Source organism: Pandoraea sp. PE-S2R-1, assembly GCF_002179865.1.
GTDB lineage: Bacteria > Pseudomonadota > Gammaproteobacteria > Burkholderiales > Burkholderiaceae > Pandoraea.
This window is the reverse complement of the sequence record NZ_NGUR01000010.1, coordinates 675,041-693,248: the sequence shown is the minus strand read 5'-3', so window position 1 is coordinate 693,248 and position 18,208 is coordinate 675,041. Positions and strand designations below refer to the sequence as shown.

Here is an 18,208-nt window from a genome sequence, read left to right as displayed (position 1 = left end):
CAGGAGCATCACCATGGAAGTTTCGGTTGGGCGCGACAGCGCCTCGAATTCGGCTAACGCTGCCAACCCGGCAGTGCCTGAGCGATCGGGCAAACGTATTGATGCCCGCATCATCGCGGTATCCACCATCGGCAACGCGCTCGAATGGTTCGATTTCACGGTCTTCACCTTCTTCGCGGCGAACATCGCCCGCCAGTTCTTCCCCAGCGACAACCCGACCGCCGCCTTGCTCGCGGCATGGACCACCTTCGGCGTGGGCTTTCTCACGCGCCCGCTCGGCGGCATCGTGCTCGGCAACTACGCCGACAAGCACGGCCGTAAAGCCGCCTTGTTGCTGACCATTTCGGTCATGGCACTCGGTGTGGCCGTCATCGCGTTTGCGCCGACCTACGCGCAGATCGGCATGGCCGCGCCCATCCTGATGTTGATCGGCCGCTTCCTGCAAGGCTTCTCGGCGGGCGGCGAAGTGGGCAGCGCCACGGCCTTTTTGGTCGAGCATGCCCCGGTCGAGCGTCGCGGCGTGTATGGCAGCTTCCAGATGATTGCGCAGGCGTGCAGCATGCTGCTTGGTGCGATTGTTTCGGTGGGTATTACGCAGGCGCTGACGCCGGAGCAGATCGATTCGTTTGGCTGGCGTATCCCGTTCGTGCTCGGCCTGCTGATCGTGCCGGTCGGCTTGTATGTGCGCTCGCGCCTCGACGAGTCGCCGGTGTTCAAGGATGCGGCCAAGCGCGCGGCGCCGGAGCGCTCGCCGTTTATCGAATCGATCACGCAGCACTGGCGTCAGGTGCTGGCCGGTTTCGGTCTCACCGTGTACGGCACCATCGGCACGTACATCTTCTATTACTACATGCCGAGCTACGCCACGAAGTCGCTGGGCATTCCGTTCAAGAGCAGCGTCATCGCGTCGTTGTGTGCCGCCGTGGCGTACATCATCGGCACCTTCGCCTCGGGCCGCATCTCGGACTCGATCGGTCGCAAGAAGCCGATGGTGGCCTCGGCGCTCATCAGCCTGATCATCGCGTATCCGTTGTTCCTCGCGGTGAGCCATACGCCGACGCTGCCGATGCTGATCTTCGTGCAGTGCTGCCTGATGCTTTCGCTCGGCTTGTTCCAAGGATCGTATTGCGCGTTCGTGTGCGAGTTGTTCCCGTCGCGGGTGCGTGCCACGTCGATGGCCATCGGCTACAACTTCGCGGTGATGATCTTCGGCGGTTTTGCCGGGGCGATCGCCACGCTGCTGATCGGCTGGACGGGTGACAAGCTCGCTGTCGTGTACTACGGCTTGTTCGGCGCGGCAGTGGGCCTCATCACGATTCTGATGCTCAAAGACCGCTCGCGTCAGCCGCTGGCGTAACCCCTCACTCACCATCGCGCGGGCGTCTGGCTCCTTCATGATTCCCGCGCGTGTCTTGCCTGACGAATTCCCGTAACCGGCCCCATTACCCCGTAAAGCACAACAGGCATTACTGCCCCGAAACCGGGGGTAGTCGCCGCTGCATTGGGGCCATCCGATAACGTCCAATTAGGGTCCACTCCCATGTCCATCATTCCCGAAATTGCCGAACGTACGGCAGAGCTTCAGGCGATTCGCCGAGATATCCACGCGCACCCGGAACTGCGCTACGAAGAGGAACGCACGGCCGACATCGTCGCGCGCTTGCTCGAATCATGGGGCATCGAGGTCACGCGCGGTCTGGGCAAGACTGGTGTCGTCGGTGTGCTGCGCAACGGCACTGGCACGAAGACCATCGGCCTGCGTGCCGACATGGATGCATTGCCGATTCAGGAACTGAACACCTTCGAACATGCCTCGCAATACGCCGGCAAGATGCACGCGTGCGGTCACGACGGCCACACGGCCATGTTGCTGGGCGCGGCCCAGCATCTCGCGGCGCACCGCACGTTCGACGGCACCATCGTGTTCATCTTCCAGCCGGCGGAAGAGGGTGGTGGCGGCGCCAAGGCCATGCTCAAGGATGGATTGTTCGAGAAATTTCCGGTCGATGCCGTGTTTGCGCTGCACAACTGGCCGGGGCTTGCCGCCGGTAGTTTTGGGGCGCGCGTGGGGGCGACGCAGGCGTCGAGCAACGAATTCCGAATTGTTGTGAAGGGCACGGGTGCGCACGCCGCGATGCCACACGACGGCATCGATCCGGTGCTGACGGCCATGCAGATCGGCACGGGGCTGCAAAGCATCATGACGCGTAACAAGCGCCCGATCGATGCCGCCGTGCTGTCCATCACGCAGATGCAGGCGGGCGAGGCGATCAACGTGATTCCGAACACGGCTACGTTGGCCGGCACCGTGCGCACGTTCTCGCTCGAAGTGCTCGATTTGGTGGAAACGCGCATGCGCGAGTTCTGCGAAGCGACGGCGGCGGCGTATGGCTGCACGGTCGAGTTCTCGTTCGTCCGCAACTACCCGCCGACGGTCAACACGGCAGCGGAGACGCAGTTTGCCGTGAACGTGATGCAGGAGATCGTCGGCCGCGATCACGTGGTGAGCCCGATCGACCCGACCATGGGCGCGGAAGATTTTTCGTTCTTCCTGCTGGAGCGCCCGGGCTGCTATGCGTACATCGGCAACGGGCTGGGCGATCACCGCGCGCATGGTCACGGACTCGGGCCGTGCATGCTGCACAACACCAGCTATGACTTCAACGACGACGTGCTGACGCTGGGCTCCACCTATTGGGTGCGGTTGGCCGAAGCATTCTTGGTGGCTTGACGCGCCATGACGACCGGACTTTTTTCCGTGAGCTATTCGCAGGCGCGCAAGCGGTTTGCCGCGGCTGCGCGCGCTGCGGGTGTCGATGTCGAGAGCCACGTGATTCAGGGCATCATCGGGCGCGAAGGCGAGACGCTGGCCACCGATGTTGTGCGGCTCGGTTCATCGGATGCCCGGCGCTTGTTGATCCTGACGTCCGGCACGCATGGCGTCGAAGGTTTCTGCGGCAGTGCGGCGCAGATTGCCCTGCTGGGCGATACGGGATTGCAGGCGCGTCTGGCAGCGGCCGATGTGGCGATTCTCGTGGTGCACGCGATCAATCCGTATGGCTTTTCGTGGCTGTCGCGCACGAATGAAGACAACGTCGATCTGAACCGCAACAGCATCGATTTCACGCAACCGCTGCCGGTCAACGATGCCTACGCCGACTTGCATGCGCTGCTCGTGCCACCGATCTGGCCGCCTTCGGATGTGAATGCGGCGGCGATTGCCGACTACATCGCGACGCATGGCGAACCGGCGTATCAGCGCGCGCTGACGATCGGGCAATACAGCTTCGCAGACGGGTTGTTCTATGGCGGTCGTGGGCCGGTATGGAGCACTCGTCTGATGCGCACGCTGATCGACACGCATGCGAAGGGCTGCGATGCCATCGGTTGGATCGACTTTCATACCGGGCTCGGTCCGCCGGGGCATGGCGAGAAGATCAGCGTTGGGCGGTTGGATGCGGCGGAGTTGCAACGGGCACGCCGTTGGTGGGGCGCCGATGTGGCGAGTCCGGTGGACGGCACGACGGTGGCGTCGAACGTCGGCGGCCCGTTGCTCGACACGCTGCGCTTCGCTCGCCCGGATGCACAAATCACGGCGATGGCCATCGAGTACGGCACGGTGCCGCTCATCGACATGCTGCATATGCTGCGCGCCGACGCGTGGCTGCGCCGAAACCCGGAAACACCGTCAGAACAGGCGGCAAAGATCCGCGATCAGGTGCGCGCGGCGTTCTGCTTCGACGACGCCGGATGGCAAGGCCAGATTCTCGGTCAGGCGCGTGTCGCGATTCTTCAGGCGGTGCTGGGGTTGGGGGAGGCTGGTTGAGATATCGAGGCGCTGGGCTCAACACCGATTTCGTCTGTGTTCGGCTCAGTGTTTCGTTGAAGGAAATTATGCCAAAAATAGTCAATCCGGCTCTTGATACATTTCGTGTTTTTTGAGCGCTGATAAAAAAGCATACAAGCGATTGAAATTACGGTTCTTGATTTCGATTGTTAATGAGGTCGAATTTTTTGTGAATTTTCAATGCGTTGGAAAATCAGTGGTCCGATGCAATTGGCAAAGTAACAAACGTTTTTGAAATATAAGTCTAGTAAGCAACATTTGCAGTTGTCCAAAGTATTCGTCGCTATGTACACTCCGTGAACCGCAAGTGTTCATAACAACGGAAAACACATCGACCATGGCCAGGTCCGCATTTCAAACTAACCCGATATTCCTCCGAGAACTTCTCGACGACTGCCACGACGGCGCCATACAACTTCCTGATTTTCAAAGGAGTTGGGTCTGGGACGAAGAGCGTATCAAGAGTCTGATTGCCTCAATCTCGCGTGCATTCCCTGTCGGAGCGCTGATGACGCTCGAAACCGGTGGCGACATTGAGTTCAAACCACGCCCGGTTGAAGGCGCCCCCGATGAAGCAAAGGCGGCTCGACCACGCTCTTTGTTGCTCGACGGCCAGCAGCGCATGACTTCGCTCTATCAAGTGACACTGCGCGATAAAGTTGTGGAAACGGTGACGCCAAAGAACAAGAAGGTTAAGCGTTGGTTCTACATTGACATCGCTAAAGCGATGGACCCGTCATGCGATCGCGAGGACGCCATCGTCGGTGTTCCGGAAGACCGGGTGATTCGCAAAGACTTTGGACGTTCCGAGGTCCTAGATCTTGCGACGCCGCATCGAGAGTACGAGACTCTCATGTATCCAGTGTCGAAAGTTTTTGACTGGGATACATGGCAGGATGGTTTCGACGACTATTGGAAGAACGACGCAAACGCGGATGCCAAGAAGGCGCTGTTCCGGGCATTCAAGCAGGCGATCCTGGACAATTTTAAGCAATATCGCGTCCCAGTCATTGCGCTCGACAGGTCGACCTCGAAGGAGGCCGTTTGCGTTGTCTTTGAGAAAGTGAATACAGGAGGTAAGCCACTTGATGCGTTTGAGCTTGTCACCGCCATGTATGCGGCCGATGGACATGAACTGCGCAAAGATTGGTTTGGCAAGGATAAGGAGAAGGGAAGGCAAAGTCGCTTCGCCGAGACTCTTCGTCCTGCGGGGGCCACCTCAGGCATCATCGCCAACGTGACTAACACGGATTTTCTGCAAGCCATTTCGCTATTTCACACGCGCGAGAAGCGAAGAGAGGCTGAGCGGGCGGGGAAATCCGGAAAGGACCTCCCAGCAGTCAGTGGGAATCGTCAGGCACTCTTGAGCCTGCCGCTCGCTGCATACAAAAAGTATGAAGCGCAAGTTGAGACCGGATTCGTTCATGCAGCAAAGTTTCTGCACATGCTGCATATTTATCGCTTGTTCGATCTTCCGTACCAATCGCAGATTGTCCCGCTTGCGGCCATCTTGGCGGATATCGGAAGTGCTTGGGAGCATGACACGATTCGAGCAAAGCTCGTTCAGTGGTACTGGAACGGTGTGTTCGGCGAATTGTATGGCTCAGCAGTCGACTCGCGTTTCTCGCGTGACTTCTTGGAAGTTCCGGCTTGGCTCGATGGCGGGCCAGAGCCGACAACGATCAGCGAGACTACATTTCGCGCGGACCGGCTAAAGACGATGCGCATGCGATTGTCCGCCGCATACAAGGGGGTCAACGCATTGTTGATGAAGAAGGGGGCACAGGACTTTCGTTCTGGTCAACAGTTCGATCACATCGTGTTCTTCGGGGAAAATGTCGACATTCACCACATCTTTTCCCAGGATTGGTGCAAGTCCCAAGGTATCAAACCGGCCGTTTTCGATTCGATTATTAACAAGACGCCGTTGTCGTATCGCACGAATCGCATCATTGGTGGAGTCGCCCCATCCCAATATCTTGCCAAGCTTGAGGCTGGAAACACGACTAGTCCATCAATTTCACAAGCACGACTGGACGAACATCTGCGCTCCCACCTAATTAATCCGGAATTCCTGCGCAGTGACTCGTTCGAAGCGTTCATGTCCGACCGGCAAACACAGTTGCTGGCTCTGATTGAAGAAGCTATGGGCAAAGGGGCGTACATGGGAGACGCTTACGAGGAAGGCGAGGACTACGAATCGGAAAATGCAAGTGACGAAGCCGATTTGACTATTGCGGTTGCCTGAAGTCTAGAGTCGAAGTGGATGCGGGTTGCCGGAAGGCACCCGCTTTCGATAGTCTCCTGCGAGTGGTTGATTCGTGACGTCAACGGCGCCATTGAGTCTCGTATGCACTCCTACCAGTTCGTCTCCCGCTCCGGCGTCGCCGTAATCTTGTGGATCGACAAGTCCGCACCGTAGTATTCCTGCTCATCGTCGAGTCGTAGCCCCACAGTGCGTTTCAGCACGCCATAGACGACATAGCCGCCGACGAAGGCGATCACTACGCCCGATACCGTCCCCGCGACCTGCGCGATAAAGCTCACGCCGCCCAGCCCGCCGAGTGCCGTCTGGCCAAAGATACCGGCTGCCAGTCCGCCCCAGATACCGCAGACGCCGTGCAACGGCCACACGCCAAGCACGTCGTCGATACGCAGGCGGTTCTGCGTCACCGTGAACAGCCACACGAAAAGGCCCCCGGCGACAGCACCCACCACCAGTGCGCCCAGCGGATGCATCACGTCGGAACCCGCGCAAACCGCAACGAGACCAGCCAACGGGCCGTTATGAATAAAGCCCGGGTCGTCCTTGCCGACCCACATCGCGATCAGCGTGCCACCGACCATCGCCATCAGCGAATTCACGGCCACTAGCCCCGAGATGCCACCCACACGCTGCGCGCTCATCACGTTGAAGCCGAACCAGCCGACGATAAGAATCCACGCGCCGAGCGCCAGAAACGGAATCGATGACGGCGGGTGCGCCGCGACCTGACCCTGCCCGTTGTAGCGTCCACGGCGTGCGCCCAGATGCAGCACGGCCGCCAGTCCGATCCAGCCCCCTACCGCGTGCACGACCACTGACCCCGCAAAGTCGTGGAACGGCGCACCCACCGTGCGCGTCAGCCAGTCCTGAATGCCGAAATGGCCGTTCCACGCGATGCCCTCGAAGAACGGATAGATCAGACCCACGAGGAAGAACGTCGCCACCGACTGCGGATGAAACTTCGCCCGCTCGGCAATCCCGCCCGACACGATGGCCGGAATCGCGGCGGCAAACGTCAGCAGGAAGAAGAACCGGATGAGCGCATAGCCGTTGTGCTCGGACAGCACAGTGGCGCTCGACCAGAAGTCCACGCCATAAGCGAGCGGGTAACCGATGAAGAAGTAGGCCAGCCCCGAGACGGCAAAGTCGGTCAGGATCTTGACCAGCGCATTGACCTGATTCTTCTTGCGAACCGTGCCGAGCTCAAGAAAGGCAAAACCGGCGTGCATGGCAAGCACCAGGATCGCGCCGAGTAACAGGAACAGCACGTCGCCGGGTGTATTGGTATTGGGCATGAATGTGCTCTTTTGGTGCAGACGGGAAGAAGAAAGAGGATGAGCAAGACCGATGCCAGAATTTTCAGATCACTGATTTGTATGGATGTTTTGCCAGATGGAAATGCCTGAGGGGCAAATCTCGGCACGTTCGTGGTGCGGCGATGGCGATCGTGAGCGACGCCGGTGCATCGAGAGGGTGAACGACGGCATCGGCGGCGGCGTCGGTGGCGTCATGAGCGGCGCCGGGAATGCCGTCGATAAAACTCTGTAAGCGATACGCGATGGTTCGCGCGATGCGTGGCCGCAGGGCGCGGTATAGAATCGAGCGTTCTCGCAGCGGGACGTGCCGTCTATCGCGTATCGTTCCGCGTGCGCTGCAACCGCGTGACCACATCAAAACATCCAGTCACACACGAGCCAACCACTGAGGAAAACCCATGATCTTTGAAATCGCCCAGATCGAAGTCAAACCCGGCACGGAAGCGGCATTCGAGCAAGGCGTCGCCAAAGCCGCGCCGCTGTTCAAGGGGTCGAAAGGCTGCCACGGCATGCGCCTGCTCAAGCAGATCGAGCAGCCGACGCATTACAGCCTCGTCGTCACTTGGGAAACGCTGGAAAACCACACCGTCGACTTCCGTAACTCGGAAGCCTTCGCCCAGTGGCGTGCCCTCGTGAGCGATTGCTTCGCCGCGCCGCCGAACGTTAGCCACGTGACGGAAGCGCTGATCGGCTTCTAAGCCGGCTTCAGGCAGACGGCAGAACAAAGGGCGGTGCCCGGTCAACACGACCGGCACCGCCCAAGTTTTTTCATGGTGTGAGATAGCAGGGAACACCAAGACAAAACCAAGGGTTAACGCGGTGTAATCCCTCAAAAGTTTTCAGATAACATGCAAACCAGAAAAGCATGAGATGACGTGAGAGGATGACAACCAAGCCCAAAACCCTGACCGAACAGGTCTCGCAGCAACTGCATGACGCGATCCGGCAGGGGATCTATCCCGTCGGCACCAAGTTGCCGACCGGCAAGCAGCTCTCCGAAACCTATGGTGTGAGTCAGGCGGTGATCCGTGAAGTCACGGAACGTTTGCGCGCGCAGGGTCTGATCGACAGTCGTCAGGGCGCGGGCGTCACCGTACGCGCACGCACGCCGTCGAGCGGCTTTCAGGTGCCCGTCGGGCAAGATGCCGCCGACCTCGCGAGCGTGTATGAACTGCGCCTCGATCTCGAAAGCACGGCAGCAGCGCTCGCAGCGGTGCGTCATACCGAAGAGGACATCCGCCTGCTGGGCGAAATTCTCGGAAAGCTCGAAACCAATCTCTATCACGCGGAAAACGGCGTCGAGTACGACACCGCGTTTCACGCTGCCATCGCGCGCGCTACGCATAACCGCTACTACGCCGACCTTTTGCAGTATCTGAATCTCCAGATCCGGCAAGTGGTGCAGGCCGCGCGTACGAATACGCTGCGCCACGAAGGGCTGGCGGCGCAGGTGCATCAGGAGCACGTCGCCGTGTTCAACGCCATCAAGGCACGTGACCCGCTGCTGGCGCGCGCCGCATCGCTCTCGCACTTGTTGCGCGCGTCGGCGCGCCTTGGCCTGACCCTGCCCGGACGCGACATCATCACCGGGGCTATTGCGCCCTCGGTTCTGTCGTAGGGCCGGTGCCGCCTTGCAAGCGTCGCCCGACATCGAATACCCCCAACTTCTCGCCCCCTAACTTCCGACGCGTGATCCCATGACAATCACTGCCTTCGCCCAACGCCTCATCGACGCTATCGGTGCCGACAGCGTGCTCACCGCTCCCGACGACATCGCCCCATGGCTGGCCGACTGGCGCGGCATGTACCGGGGCAGCGCGCAGGCCGTGGTGCGTCCGCGCTCGACGCAGGACGTCTCGAAAGTGCTGGCACTGTGCCAGCAGACGGCAACGCCGGTCGTGCCGCGCGGGGGCAACACGGGTTTATGTGGTGGCGCGACGCCCGACAGCGCGGCGCAGAACGTGGTGCTGAGCCTCGATCGCATGAACACCGTGCGCAGCCTCGACACCATTGCCAACACGATGGTGGCCGAAGCCGGTTGCATTCTTCAGGACCTGCAACGCGTGGCGAGCGACGTCAATCGTCTGTTTCCGCTGAGTCTCGCGGCAGAAGGCTCGTGCCAGCTTGGCGGCAATCTCGCCACCAACGCCGGTGGCGTGAACGTGGTGCGCTACGGCATGACGCGCGAGCTGGTACTCGGCATCGAAGCCGTGCTGCCCAATGGCGAGATCCTGCACGGCTTGCGCACCTTGCGCAAAGACAACACCGGTTACGACCTCAAGCAATTGCTGATCGGCTCGGAAGGCACCCTCGGCATCATCACGGCCGCCGCGTTGCGGCTGTTTGCGCCGACGCCCGTGCGTCAGGTGGTGATCGCTGCCGTCACGTCGCCACGTCAGGCGCTCGAACTCTATGAACTGCTGTTCACCGAGTGCGGCTCGCGTATGCAGGCGTTCGAATTTTTCACCGGTGAATGCGTCGACCTCGTCATGGCCCACGTGCCGGGCGTGCGCGCCCCGTTCGGAGAGCGCCACCCGGGCTACGTGCTGGTAGAACTGGCCGACACGGCCGACGAGCAGGCGCTCGCCGCGCTGCTTGAACGCGTGATCGAGACCGCCATCGAGCGCGATCTGTGTGCCGACGCGGTGGTGTCGTCCACGCTCGGTCAGGTCGAAGAGATGTGGAAGCTGCGCGAAGAAATTTCCGAAGCGCAACGCGCCGACGGCCCGCACTTGAAGCACGACGTATCGCTGCCCATCGAGGCCATTCCCGAATTCATGGCGAGCGCCGAGGCGCGCGTGCGCCGCGTGTGCCCGCAGGTGCGTCCGTTCATCTTCGGGCACTTTGGCGACGGCAATCTGCACTACAACCTCTCGCGCCCGGCGGGCGAGCCGGCCGACTTCATGGCGAAGCACGGCGAGGCGATCACCGCCGAAGTGCTCGACGAAGTGGCGCGCTACGGCGGCAGCATCAGCGCGGAGCACGGCATCGGCCAGCTCAAGCGCGACTACTTCGCGAAGTACAAGTCGCCGCTCGAACTGCGCCTCATGCGCGAGATCAAGGCCGTGTTCGACCCGGCCGGCATCATGAACCCGGGCAAGTTGCTCAAGGTGCAGTGAGGCGGCTGTTCACAGGCATCGGCGGTGCCGGTGCCTGATGTGCTTCAACCGTGATTCGCCTGTAGTTCATCAGTGTTTCATCCGAATTTTTCCCGGCGTGAGCCCGACGTCCAGCCTGACGCCTCGCGCCCTTTGAGGAGTCGTCATGACTGTAACTTCCGCTGCCGGGGCACCGTTGTGCCTTGGCCCGCTGCCGGAGATCGATCCGCCGACGTTCGACGTGCCGTTCGGTGCCGTCGATACGCATGCTCACGTGGTTGCCGCCAGCGACGCCTATCCGATGGTGGCCGAGCGCAGCTACACGCCGCCGCCCGCGCCTGAAGACAAGTATCTGGCGATGCTCGACGCCACTGGCATGACCTACGGCGTGCTGGTGCAGATCAGCGTCTACGGCACCGACAACCGCTACATGCTCGAAACGCTGAAGCGTCACCCCGACCGCCTGCGCGGCATCGCCGTGGTGGCGCCCGAGGTGACCGATGCGGAACTCGAAGCGATGCACGCAGCCGGCGTGCGCGGTCTGCGGATCAACGTGCTGTTTGGCGGCGGCATCGGTTTCACGGCGATGGAAACGCTCGCACATCGCATCAAGGATCTGGGCTGGCACATGCAGTTCCTGATGGACGTGAAGACCTTGCCCGAACTCATGCCGCGCATGACGAAGCTGCCCGTGCCGGGCATCGTCGATCACATGGGCCACACGCCGGTGGCACAAGGGCTCGACTCGCCGGGCTTCACGGCGTTGCGCTCGCTGGTGCGCGATCACGGCTATTGGGTGAAGTTGTCCGGCGCGTACCGGATCAGCGAGCGTTTCCCGTCGTTCGACGACGTGACGCCGTTCGCGCAGACGCTCATTGCCGACGCGCCCGATCGCATGGTGTGGGGCAGCGACTGGCCGCACGTGTCGCTCACGCGTATGCCGAACACCGGCACGCTGCGCAACCTGCTGCCGCAGTGGGCGCCCGACGCCGACACGCGCCGCCGCATTCTCGTCGACAACCCGGCGCGCCTGTACGGCTTTCCGGCGAAGGGCTGAATTCAACAATAGATCGTAGTGGTCGTAGTATCCGGGCGCATTGGGCGCCCTTGCATCACCAAGGATGAATGGGGAGACAGGGATGGATTGGTATCGTCAGATGAACAAGACCGAGCGGCGCACGTTTATCGCCGCCTTCGGCGGTTGGGCGCTCGATGCGCTCGACTTCATGGTGTTCACGTTTGTGATCACCACGTTGATTACCGTGTTCGGCATCGACAAGGGACAGGCCGGCATGCTGGCGACCGTGACGCTGTTGTTCTCGGCGATCGGCGGCTGGCTGGCCGGCGTGCTCGCCGACCGCTATGGACGTGTGCGCATCTTGCAGGCCACGATTCTGTGGTTCTCCGTGTGTACGGTGCTGATCGGGTTCGCCCAGAACTTTGAACAGATTTTCGTGCTGCGCGCGCTGCAAGGCCTGGGCTTCGGCGGCGAGTGGGCCGTGGGCTCGGTGCTGATGGGCGAAATCGTGCGCACCGAGTATCGCGGCCGCGCCGTCGGTACGGTGCAAAGCGGCTGGGCCATCGGCTGGGCCGTGGCGGCGCTGTGCTACACGTTGTCGTTCTCGTACCTGCCGGAAGAATACGCGTGGCGTGCGCTGTTCTGGATCGGTGTGATTCCGGCACTGTTCGTGCTGTTTATCCGCAAGAACGTGCCCGAGCCGGAACTGTTCGAGCGCACCCGCAAGCGTGAGGCCGCCTCGGCCAACCGCACGTCGGCATGGGCGATCTTCTCGCCGGCACTGATCAAGACGACGTTGCTCTCGGCATTGCTGTGCACGGGCGTGCAGGGCGGTTACTACGCCGTGACGACGTGGCTGCCGACGTTCCTGAAGACCGAGCGTCACCTGTCGGTGATCGGCACGGGCGGCTATCTGCTGGTGATCATTCTGGGCTCGTTCATCGGCTACATCACCGGCGCGTATCTGACCGACAAGCTGGGCCGCCGTGCAAACCTGCTGATCTTCGCGGTACTCTCTGGGGCGAGCATTTATGCCTACACGCAATTCCAGTTGAGCAACGATCAGATGCTGATTCTGGGCTTCCCGCTGGGGTTCGCCGCCTCGGGTATTTTCAGCGGCATGGGCGCGTATCTGACGGAGTTGTTCCCGTCGGCCGTGCGTGCCAATGGGCAAGGCTTTGCGTATAACTTCGGACGCGGCATCGGTGCGCTGTTCCCGAGTCTGGTCGGCTATCTGGCCAAGACGAGCGGTCTGGGCACGGCCATCGGCATGTTTGCCGGCGGTGCTTATTTCGTCGTGTTGGTCACGGCGTTCTTGTTGCCCGAGACGAAAGGGCGCGAGATCGAGTAAGTTCGTATTTTTAGCGGGCGGCAGGGGCTGCATGAGCAGCCTGCCGCCCGGTTTTTCTGAATCAAGGGAGTCCGCATGAAGGTTCTGGTTCCGGTCAAACGGGTAGTGGATTACAACGTAAAGGTTCGCGTGAAGAGCGACGGCAGTGGCGTCGACATTGCGAACGTGAAGATGTCGATGAATCCGTTCGACGAGATCGCAGTGGAAGAGGCGGTGCGTCTGAAGGAAGCGGGCGTGGCGACGGAAGTGATTGCGGTGTCCGCGGGTGTGGCGCAATCGCAAGAGACGCTGCGCACGGCGCTGGCCATCGGTGCGGATCGCGCGATCCTGATCGAATCGGATGAAGAGCTGCAACCGCTGGCCGTGGCCAAGTTGCTCAAGGCCGTGCTCGACAAGGAGCAGCCGCAACTGGTGATCCTGGGCAAGCAGGCCATCGACGACGACTCGAACCAAACCGGTCAGATGCTCGCGGCGCTCGCGAAGCTGCCGCAGGCGACGTTCGCTTCGAAGGTGACGGTGGCGGATAACCGCGCACAGGTCACACGCGAAGTGGACGGCGGTCTGGAAACGATCTCGCTGTCGCTGCCGGCAGTCATCACGACCGACTTGCGCCTGAATGAGCCGCGTTATGTGACGCTGCCCAACATCATGAAGGCGAAGAAGAAACCGCTCGAGACGGTGAAGCCTGCCGATCTGGGCGTGGATGTGGCGCCGCGTCTGAAGACGCTGAAGGTGGCCGAGCCGCCCAAGCGCAGCGCAGGGGTGAAGGTGGCGGACGTGGCAACGCTCGTCGACAAACTGAAGACCGAAGCCAAGGTCATCTAAGGGGACGACGAGATGAGCATTCTGGTAATCGCAGAACACGATAATCAATCGATCAAGGCGGCAACGCTGAACACGGTCGCTGCCGCCCTGCAATGCGGTGACGACGTGCACGTGCTGGTGGCTGGCAGCAACGCCAAGGCAGCCGCTGATGCCGCCGCACAAATCGCTGGCGTGAAGAAGGTGCTGCTCGCTGATGCGCCGTACTTCGCCGACGGTCTGGCGGAAAACATCGCCGACGAGGTGGTGTCGATCGCGGGCAACTATTCGCACATCCTGGCAACGGCCACCGCCTACGGCAAGAACATTGCCCCGCGCGTGGCCGCACTGCTCGACGTCGCCCAAATCTCGGATATCACGAAGGTCGACAGCGCGGACACGTTCGAGCGCCCGATCTACGCGGGTAACGCGATTGCGACGGTGCAAAGCGCCGACAAGGTGAAGGTGATCACGGTGCGCTCGACGGGCTTCGACCCGGCAGCCGCGACCGGTGGCAGCGCCGCAGTGGAGAGCATCGCCGCCACGCCGGACGCCGGTCTGTCGCAGTTTGTGGGCCGTGAAGTGACGAAGCTGGACCGTCCGGAACTCACGAGCGCGAAGATCATCGTCTCGGGCGGCCGTGGTCTGGGCTCGGGCGAGAACTACACGAAGGTGCTGGAGCCGCTGGCCGACAAGCTGGGTGCGGCGCTGGGCGCCTCGCGCGCGGCAGTGGATGCCGGTTATGTGCCGAACGACTATCAGGTCGGACAGACGGGCAAGATCGTGGCACCGCAGTTGTACGTGGCGGTGGGCATCTCGGGGGCGATTCAGCACTTGGCCGGGATGAAGGATTCGAAGGTGATCGTGGCGATCAACAAGGATCCGGAAGCGCCGATCTTCTCGGTGGCGGATTACGGTCTGGTGGGCGATCTGTTCACCGTCGTGCCGGAACTGGTGAGCGCGCTGTAAGTAAGAACGCTGTCACGAAATCGCGCTGCGGAGCGAGTCGAGAGGCTGGCTTCGCAGCCGATTCGCATGAGGATGCGGGGCTGCTCTGCGTCTTTATCCGAATCGGAAGGCAACCAAGGAAGATCAATGGACAAAGTCGATTGCGTCGTGATCGGCGCGGGCGTGGTGGGACTAGCGGTCGCACGCGCCATGGCCATGGCGGGCCGCGAGGTGGTCATCCTCGAATCCGAGCGTGCGATCGGCACCGGCACGAGCTCACGCAACAGTGAAGTCATTCACGCCGGTATCTACTATTCACCCGGCTCGCTCAAAGCGCGGCTCTGCGTGGAAGGCAAGCACAAGCTGTATGACTTCTGCGCCTCGCACGGCGTCGAGCATCGGCGCTGCGGCAAACTCATCGTGGCGACCACCGATCATCAGATCGGCGAACTCGAAGCGATTGCCGCCAACGCTCGCGCGAGCGGCGTCGACGATCTGCAATGGCTGACCACCGCAGAAGTGGCCCAACGCGAACCCGATTTGCACACCTTTGGTGCATTGCTCTCACCGTCAACGGGCATCATCGACAGTCATGGTCTGATGCTGGCGTTGCAGGGTGACGCCGAAAACGCGGGAGCGATGCTGGCCTTCGACGCGCGCGTCGTTGGCGGCCGAGTGGGTGGGGCAGCGGGGGCGGAAGGTATTGAACTCACCGTGCAGACTGGCGGCGAGACGTCGACGCTACTCGCCAACACGGTGATCAATAGCGCGGGTCTGTACGCCGTCGGCATCGCGCGCACGTTCGAGGGGCTGGACCCGGCGCATATCCCGCAGCGGTACTACGCGAAGGGCAGTTACTTCACCTGTGCGCAGCGCGCGCCGTTCACGCACCTGATTTATCCGGTACCGGAACCCGGCGGCTTGGGCGTTCACCTGACGCTCGATCTCGGCGGGCAGGCGCGCTTCGGCCCGAATGTCGAATGGGTCGACGACATCGATTACACGGTGAATGCGGCGGATGGCGATGGCTTTTACGCTGCCGTGCGTCGCTATTGGCCAGCTTTGACCGACGGCGCATTGCAGCCGGGCTATGCAGGCATTCGACCGAAGATCAGTGGGCCAGGGCAACCGGCGGCGGACTTCCGTATTGACGGTCCGGCGGTGCATGGCGTGTCAGGGCTCGTCAACCTGTTCGGCATCGAGTCGCCCGGGTTGACGGCATCGCTGGCGATTGCCGACGCGGTGCACGCACTACTTTGACGCGAGATCGCGGCCAGACGGTCGCAATCTCGCGCGATCTCGCGTTTTTCTCGCGCAAGGGCCCGGACAGCGCCGCTTGAGCTAACCCCGTGATTCCAGCCTGACATTCTGACTGACGGTGCCGCGAGCATTGCGCGGCATTCCTGTCGGATCGAAGTCGTTGCTTGGTGGTGATGCGTTGCTGCCGATATCGACGATATCGATCAGCGCACGGCCACCGGGGGCTTCCACGAAGCCGGGTTCGTCCAGAACACGCCGCGCAGGCGATCGGTGTCGCCACACGGCGTGCTGCGGGCCGGCTTGCTGATCTGACCTGCACAGGCGCTGATATCGCGGCCCGATTGTTGCAGGCGTTTCAAAATCGTATCGAGCATGCCCGATTCGCGCCATTCGTTCAGCTTGCGGCGGCAAGTCGGCACGGAGGGATACTGCATGGGCAGTTTCGACCAGCTCTCTCCCGTGAACAGCACCCACAAGACAGCATTGGTCAGCGTGCGCTGCTCGACTTGAGGGCGACCACGTCGTTCCGTACGGACCGGACGGTCGCAAATCAGATCACGCAGGGCGTGCCATTCAACGTCGCTCAGTTCATTAAACATAACACCTCGACCCAAAACAAACGGAGGCGCCGCAGGGGGCGAGTCCGGACTTCGCGATCTGGCACTTACCGGTGCAATCTGGTGCGTGCTTATCGTCGAAACCTCGGCCAAGGCGGCGTCGATCCCCGATGCTGGAAATACAAGCAACAAGCATGCCAGGTCATCGGGTTCTCTCGTGAAGAACGCGGCGGGCGGGTCGGACCACACGGCGAAGGGAGCGTTTAACCAGCAAAAAAACGCCCACTTGGCAGGTGGGCGCAGCTCCTGGTGGCTATTGGGATAGGCAATCGCAAAAGCGTCAGGAGAAAAGGGATACGTGCGTTTGGCAGGTCCGGATCGTTTGTTGTTCTCGGTGCCTGCCAGAGTGTCTCGCTCCACATGCGCCAGCTTGTCAAGCTTGCAGGCGCAATGATGACAAAAAGTGAGCGTCGACGCGCTTCGGAATTACCCCCATTGCGGTGCATGGTCCCGCGACGAGGCGAATCGCCCAAGAAGGGTGCCCGCCTGCGCCGTCAAAGGGCAGCGTGCCGCCAGAACGGGCGCAACCCGTCGCAACCCATCGCGAACCGGCGCAACCCGATGTCTTGTGAGGTGGGAATCTGCCTGCCCGATACGTGGCTCGATGCTGCCGTCGCCGGTGCTGCGATGCGTGGCCTATAATGTTCGCCTTCCCTGACTTGTCGTCTATCGGCTGCGCGAAACGCTCGCATGCCGGTCGGCGCCAGTGTGCGCAAACGGCATGAGCAACGATACCGATAACAAATACTCCGTCCCAGGCCTAGAGCGCGGCCTGCGCATCCTCATGACCTTCTCCGCGCGCGAGCCGGTGTTGGGGGGGGCCGATCTGGCACGACGACTCGACATTCCGCGCTCGACCGTATTTCGTCTGCTCCAGACACTGGAAGCCGAAGGCTTCATCGAGAAGGCTGGCGACGACCGCCATTACCGGCTCGGCGTGGCCGTGTTGCGGTTGGGCTTCGAATATCTGAACTCGCTTGAGCTGACCGATCTCGGCACGCCGGTGATCGAAAAGCTGCGCGATGCGACGGGCTTCTCGAGTCATATCCTGATTCTGGACCAGCGCGATGCCGTCTTCGTCGCCAAGGCGGCCAGCCGCGAACTGGTGTTCGGCACGGTGCGTGTCGGCACGCGGTTGCCGGCGCACGCGACGGCGGTTGGGCACATTCTGCTCGGCGACTATTCATTGCCGTCGCTCAAGCAGTTGTATCCCGAGCGCAAGCTCGAGGCCTACACGGCGCACACGCCGACCACGGTCGACGCGCTGCACCGCGTGGTGCAAGAAGACATCGCGCGTGGCTACAGCATGAGTCAGGCGTTCTTCGAGCAGAACATCTCGACGATTGCTGCGCCGGTGCGTAACCATCGCGGGCAGATCGCGGCGGTGATCAGCGTCACGATTCCGCAAGCACGCGTGGAGGCCGACCTGCTGGAAAACGGCATCGTCGAAAAAGTAGTGTCGGCCGCCGACGAGCTCTCGCACAAGCTCAACTACCGGGGCGAGTCGCTGACGGCGGTTCGGTAAGGGAGATGCCGCCATCAGGCGGCAAGGATTGCGGTGAACTCAGGGGCCCTGCGGGGCCCCTTTGTTATGCCCGCGCGCCGGGGTTCTCAGCACGTCGGAAGCAATTTTTTCCGCGCTGACGCGCGAGCGCTTAGTCATTAGCATTTGCGCAACATCAATAA

The 18,208-nt window shown here is 61.5% G+C and carries 15 protein-coding genes; 13 read left to right on the top strand and 2 right to left on the bottom strand.

The genetic code is table 11. The features are described from left to right. Nucleotides 1-13 precede the first annotated feature (13 nt). The 4 genes from CDV44_RS13560 to CDV44_RS13545 all read left to right on the top strand — a co-directional run bounded on the left by CDV44_RS13560 (nucleotide 14) and on the right by CDV44_RS13545 (nucleotide 6,095). The gene (locus CDV44_RS13560) at nucleotides 14-1,357 is read left to right on the top strand and encodes an MFS transporter (RefSeq protein WP_087688468.1); all 1,344 of its coding nucleotides are present in this window, start codon (nucleotides 14-16) and stop codon (nucleotides 1,355-1,357) included. A gap of 183 nt (nucleotides 1,358-1,540) precedes the next feature. Next, on the top strand, nucleotides 1,541-2,731 hold the full coding sequence (locus CDV44_RS13555; RefSeq protein ID WP_058379691.1) for a M20 aminoacylase family protein: 1,191 nt from the start codon (nucleotides 1,541-1,543) through the stop codon (nucleotides 2,729-2,731). Nucleotides 2,732-2,737: 6 nt separating this feature from the next. Next, complete coding sequence (locus tag CDV44_RS13550) at nucleotides 2,738-3,826, top strand: M14 family metallopeptidase (RefSeq protein ID WP_087688467.1); 1,089 nt, start codon at nucleotides 2,738-2,740, stop codon at nucleotides 3,824-3,826. A 358-nt stretch (nucleotides 3,827-4,184) separates the two neighbouring features. Next, the gene (locus CDV44_RS13545; protein WP_087688466.1) at nucleotides 4,185-6,095 is read left to right on the top strand and encodes a DUF262 domain-containing protein; all 1,911 of its coding nucleotides are present in this window, start codon (nucleotides 4,185-4,187) and stop codon (nucleotides 6,093-6,095) included. Between the two features lie 110 nt (nucleotides 6,096-6,205). Here the strand turns inward: CDV44_RS13545 and CDV44_RS13540 are convergent, their stop codons facing one another. Next, nucleotides 6,206-7,408 carry an ammonium transporter gene (locus tag CDV44_RS13540; RefSeq protein ID WP_087688465.1) on the bottom strand — a complete coding sequence of 401 codons (1,203 nt, stop codon included), beginning with the start codon at nucleotides 7,406-7,408 and terminating at the stop codon, nucleotides 6,206-6,208. A 419-nt stretch (nucleotides 7,409-7,827) separates the two neighbouring features. On the opposite strand from CDV44_RS13540, the gene CDV44_RS13535 reads away from it, so the two are divergent. From CDV44_RS13535 to CDV44_RS13500, 8 genes are all read left to right on the top strand, one after another. Continuing rightward, on the top strand, nucleotides 7,828-8,127 hold the full coding sequence (locus CDV44_RS13535) for an antibiotic biosynthesis monooxygenase (protein ID WP_058379687.1): 300 nt from the start codon (nucleotides 7,828-7,830) through the stop codon (nucleotides 8,125-8,127). Nucleotides 8,128-8,312: 185 nt separating this feature from the next. Next, nucleotides 8,313-9,047, top strand: coding sequence for a FadR/GntR family transcriptional regulator (locus tag CDV44_RS13530; protein WP_087688464.1), 735 nt, complete (start codon nucleotides 8,313-8,315; stop codon nucleotides 9,045-9,047). Nucleotides 9,048-9,126: 79 nt separating this feature from the next. Next, the gene (locus CDV44_RS13525; protein WP_087688463.1) at nucleotides 9,127-10,548 is read left to right on the top strand and encodes an FAD-binding oxidoreductase; all 1,422 of its coding nucleotides are present in this window, start codon (nucleotides 9,127-9,129) and stop codon (nucleotides 10,546-10,548) included. A 145-nt stretch (nucleotides 10,549-10,693) separates the two neighbouring features. Beyond that, entirely contained in the window at nucleotides 10,694-11,584 is an 891-nt protein-coding gene (locus CDV44_RS13520) for an amidohydrolase (RefSeq protein ID WP_087688462.1), read from the top strand. Between the two features lie 82 nt (nucleotides 11,585-11,666). Then, the gene (locus CDV44_RS13515; protein WP_058379683.1) at nucleotides 11,667-12,896 is read left to right on the top strand and encodes an MFS transporter; all 1,230 of its coding nucleotides are present in this window, start codon (nucleotides 11,667-11,669) and stop codon (nucleotides 12,894-12,896) included. Between the two features lie 75 nt (nucleotides 12,897-12,971). Then, entirely contained in the window at nucleotides 12,972-13,721 is a 750-nt protein-coding gene (locus CDV44_RS13510; RefSeq protein ID WP_087688461.1) for an electron transfer flavoprotein subunit beta/FixA family protein, read from the top strand. Between the two features lie 12 nt (nucleotides 13,722-13,733). Further along, the gene (locus CDV44_RS13505) at nucleotides 13,734-14,666 is read left to right on the top strand and encodes an electron transfer flavoprotein subunit alpha/FixB family protein (RefSeq protein ID WP_087688460.1); all 933 of its coding nucleotides are present in this window, start codon (nucleotides 13,734-13,736) and stop codon (nucleotides 14,664-14,666) included. 126 nt (nucleotides 14,667-14,792) lie between these two features. Further along, entirely contained in the window at nucleotides 14,793-15,905 is a 1,113-nt protein-coding gene (locus tag CDV44_RS13500; RefSeq protein WP_087688459.1) for an NAD(P)/FAD-dependent oxidoreductase, read from the top strand. Nucleotides 15,906-16,108: 203 nt separating this feature from the next. Here CDV44_RS13500 and CDV44_RS27810 read toward each other — a convergent pair whose 3' ends face one another. Continuing rightward, the gene (locus CDV44_RS27810) at nucleotides 16,109-16,882 is read right to left on the bottom strand and encodes a transposase (protein ID WP_141118733.1); all 774 of its coding nucleotides are present in this window, start codon (nucleotides 16,880-16,882) and stop codon (nucleotides 16,109-16,111) included. 361 nt (nucleotides 16,883-17,243) lie between these two features. Between CDV44_RS27810 and CDV44_RS13490 the strand changes: the two genes are divergently transcribed. Beyond that, complete coding sequence (locus CDV44_RS13490; protein WP_087688458.1) at nucleotides 17,244-18,047, top strand: IclR family transcriptional regulator; 804 nt, start codon at nucleotides 17,244-17,246, stop codon at nucleotides 18,045-18,047. Nucleotides 18,048-18,208 lie beyond the last annotated feature (161 nt).

Coding starts and splice junctions, on each gene's coding strand:
- CDV44_RS13550 (WP_087688467.1), top strand. CDS start 2,738: ATGACGACCGGACTTTTTTCCGTGAGCTATTCGCAGGCGCGCAAGCGG.
- CDV44_RS13510 (WP_087688461.1), top strand. CDS start 12,972: ATGAAGGTTCTGGTTCCGGTCAAACGGGTAGTGGATTACAACGTAAAG.
- CDV44_RS13555 (WP_058379691.1), top strand. CDS start 1,541: ATGTCCATCATTCCCGAAATTGCCGAACGTACGGCAGAGCTTCAGGCG.
- CDV44_RS13505 (WP_087688460.1), top strand. CDS start 13,734: ATGAGCATTCTGGTAATCGCAGAACACGATAATCAATCGATCAAGGCG.
- CDV44_RS13500 (WP_087688459.1), top strand. CDS start 14,793: ATGGACAAAGTCGATTGCGTCGTGATCGGCGCGGGCGTGGTGGGACTA.
- CDV44_RS13535 (WP_058379687.1), top strand. CDS start 7,828: ATGATCTTTGAAATCGCCCAGATCGAAGTCAAACCCGGCACGGAAGCG.
- CDV44_RS13530 (WP_087688464.1), top strand. CDS start 8,313: ATGACAACCAAGCCCAAAACCCTGACCGAACAGGTCTCGCAGCAACTG.
- CDV44_RS13540 (WP_087688465.1), bottom strand. CDS start 7,408: ATGCCCAATACCAATACACCCGGCGACGTGCTGTTCCTGTTACTCGGC.
- CDV44_RS13525 (WP_087688463.1), top strand. CDS start 9,127: ATGACAATCACTGCCTTCGCCCAACGCCTCATCGACGCTATCGGTGCC.
- CDV44_RS13560 (WP_087688468.1), top strand. CDS start 14: ATGGAAGTTTCGGTTGGGCGCGACAGCGCCTCGAATTCGGCTAACGCT.
- CDV44_RS13490 (WP_087688458.1), top strand. CDS start 17,244: ATGAGCAACGATACCGATAACAAATACTCCGTCCCAGGCCTAGAGCGC.
- CDV44_RS13520 (WP_087688462.1), top strand. CDS start 10,694: ATGACTGTAACTTCCGCTGCCGGGGCACCGTTGTGCCTTGGCCCGCTG.
- CDV44_RS13515 (WP_058379683.1), top strand. CDS start 11,667: ATGGATTGGTATCGTCAGATGAACAAGACCGAGCGGCGCACGTTTATC.
- CDV44_RS13545 (WP_087688466.1), top strand. CDS start 4,185: ATGGCCAGGTCCGCATTTCAAACTAACCCGATATTCCTCCGAGAACTT.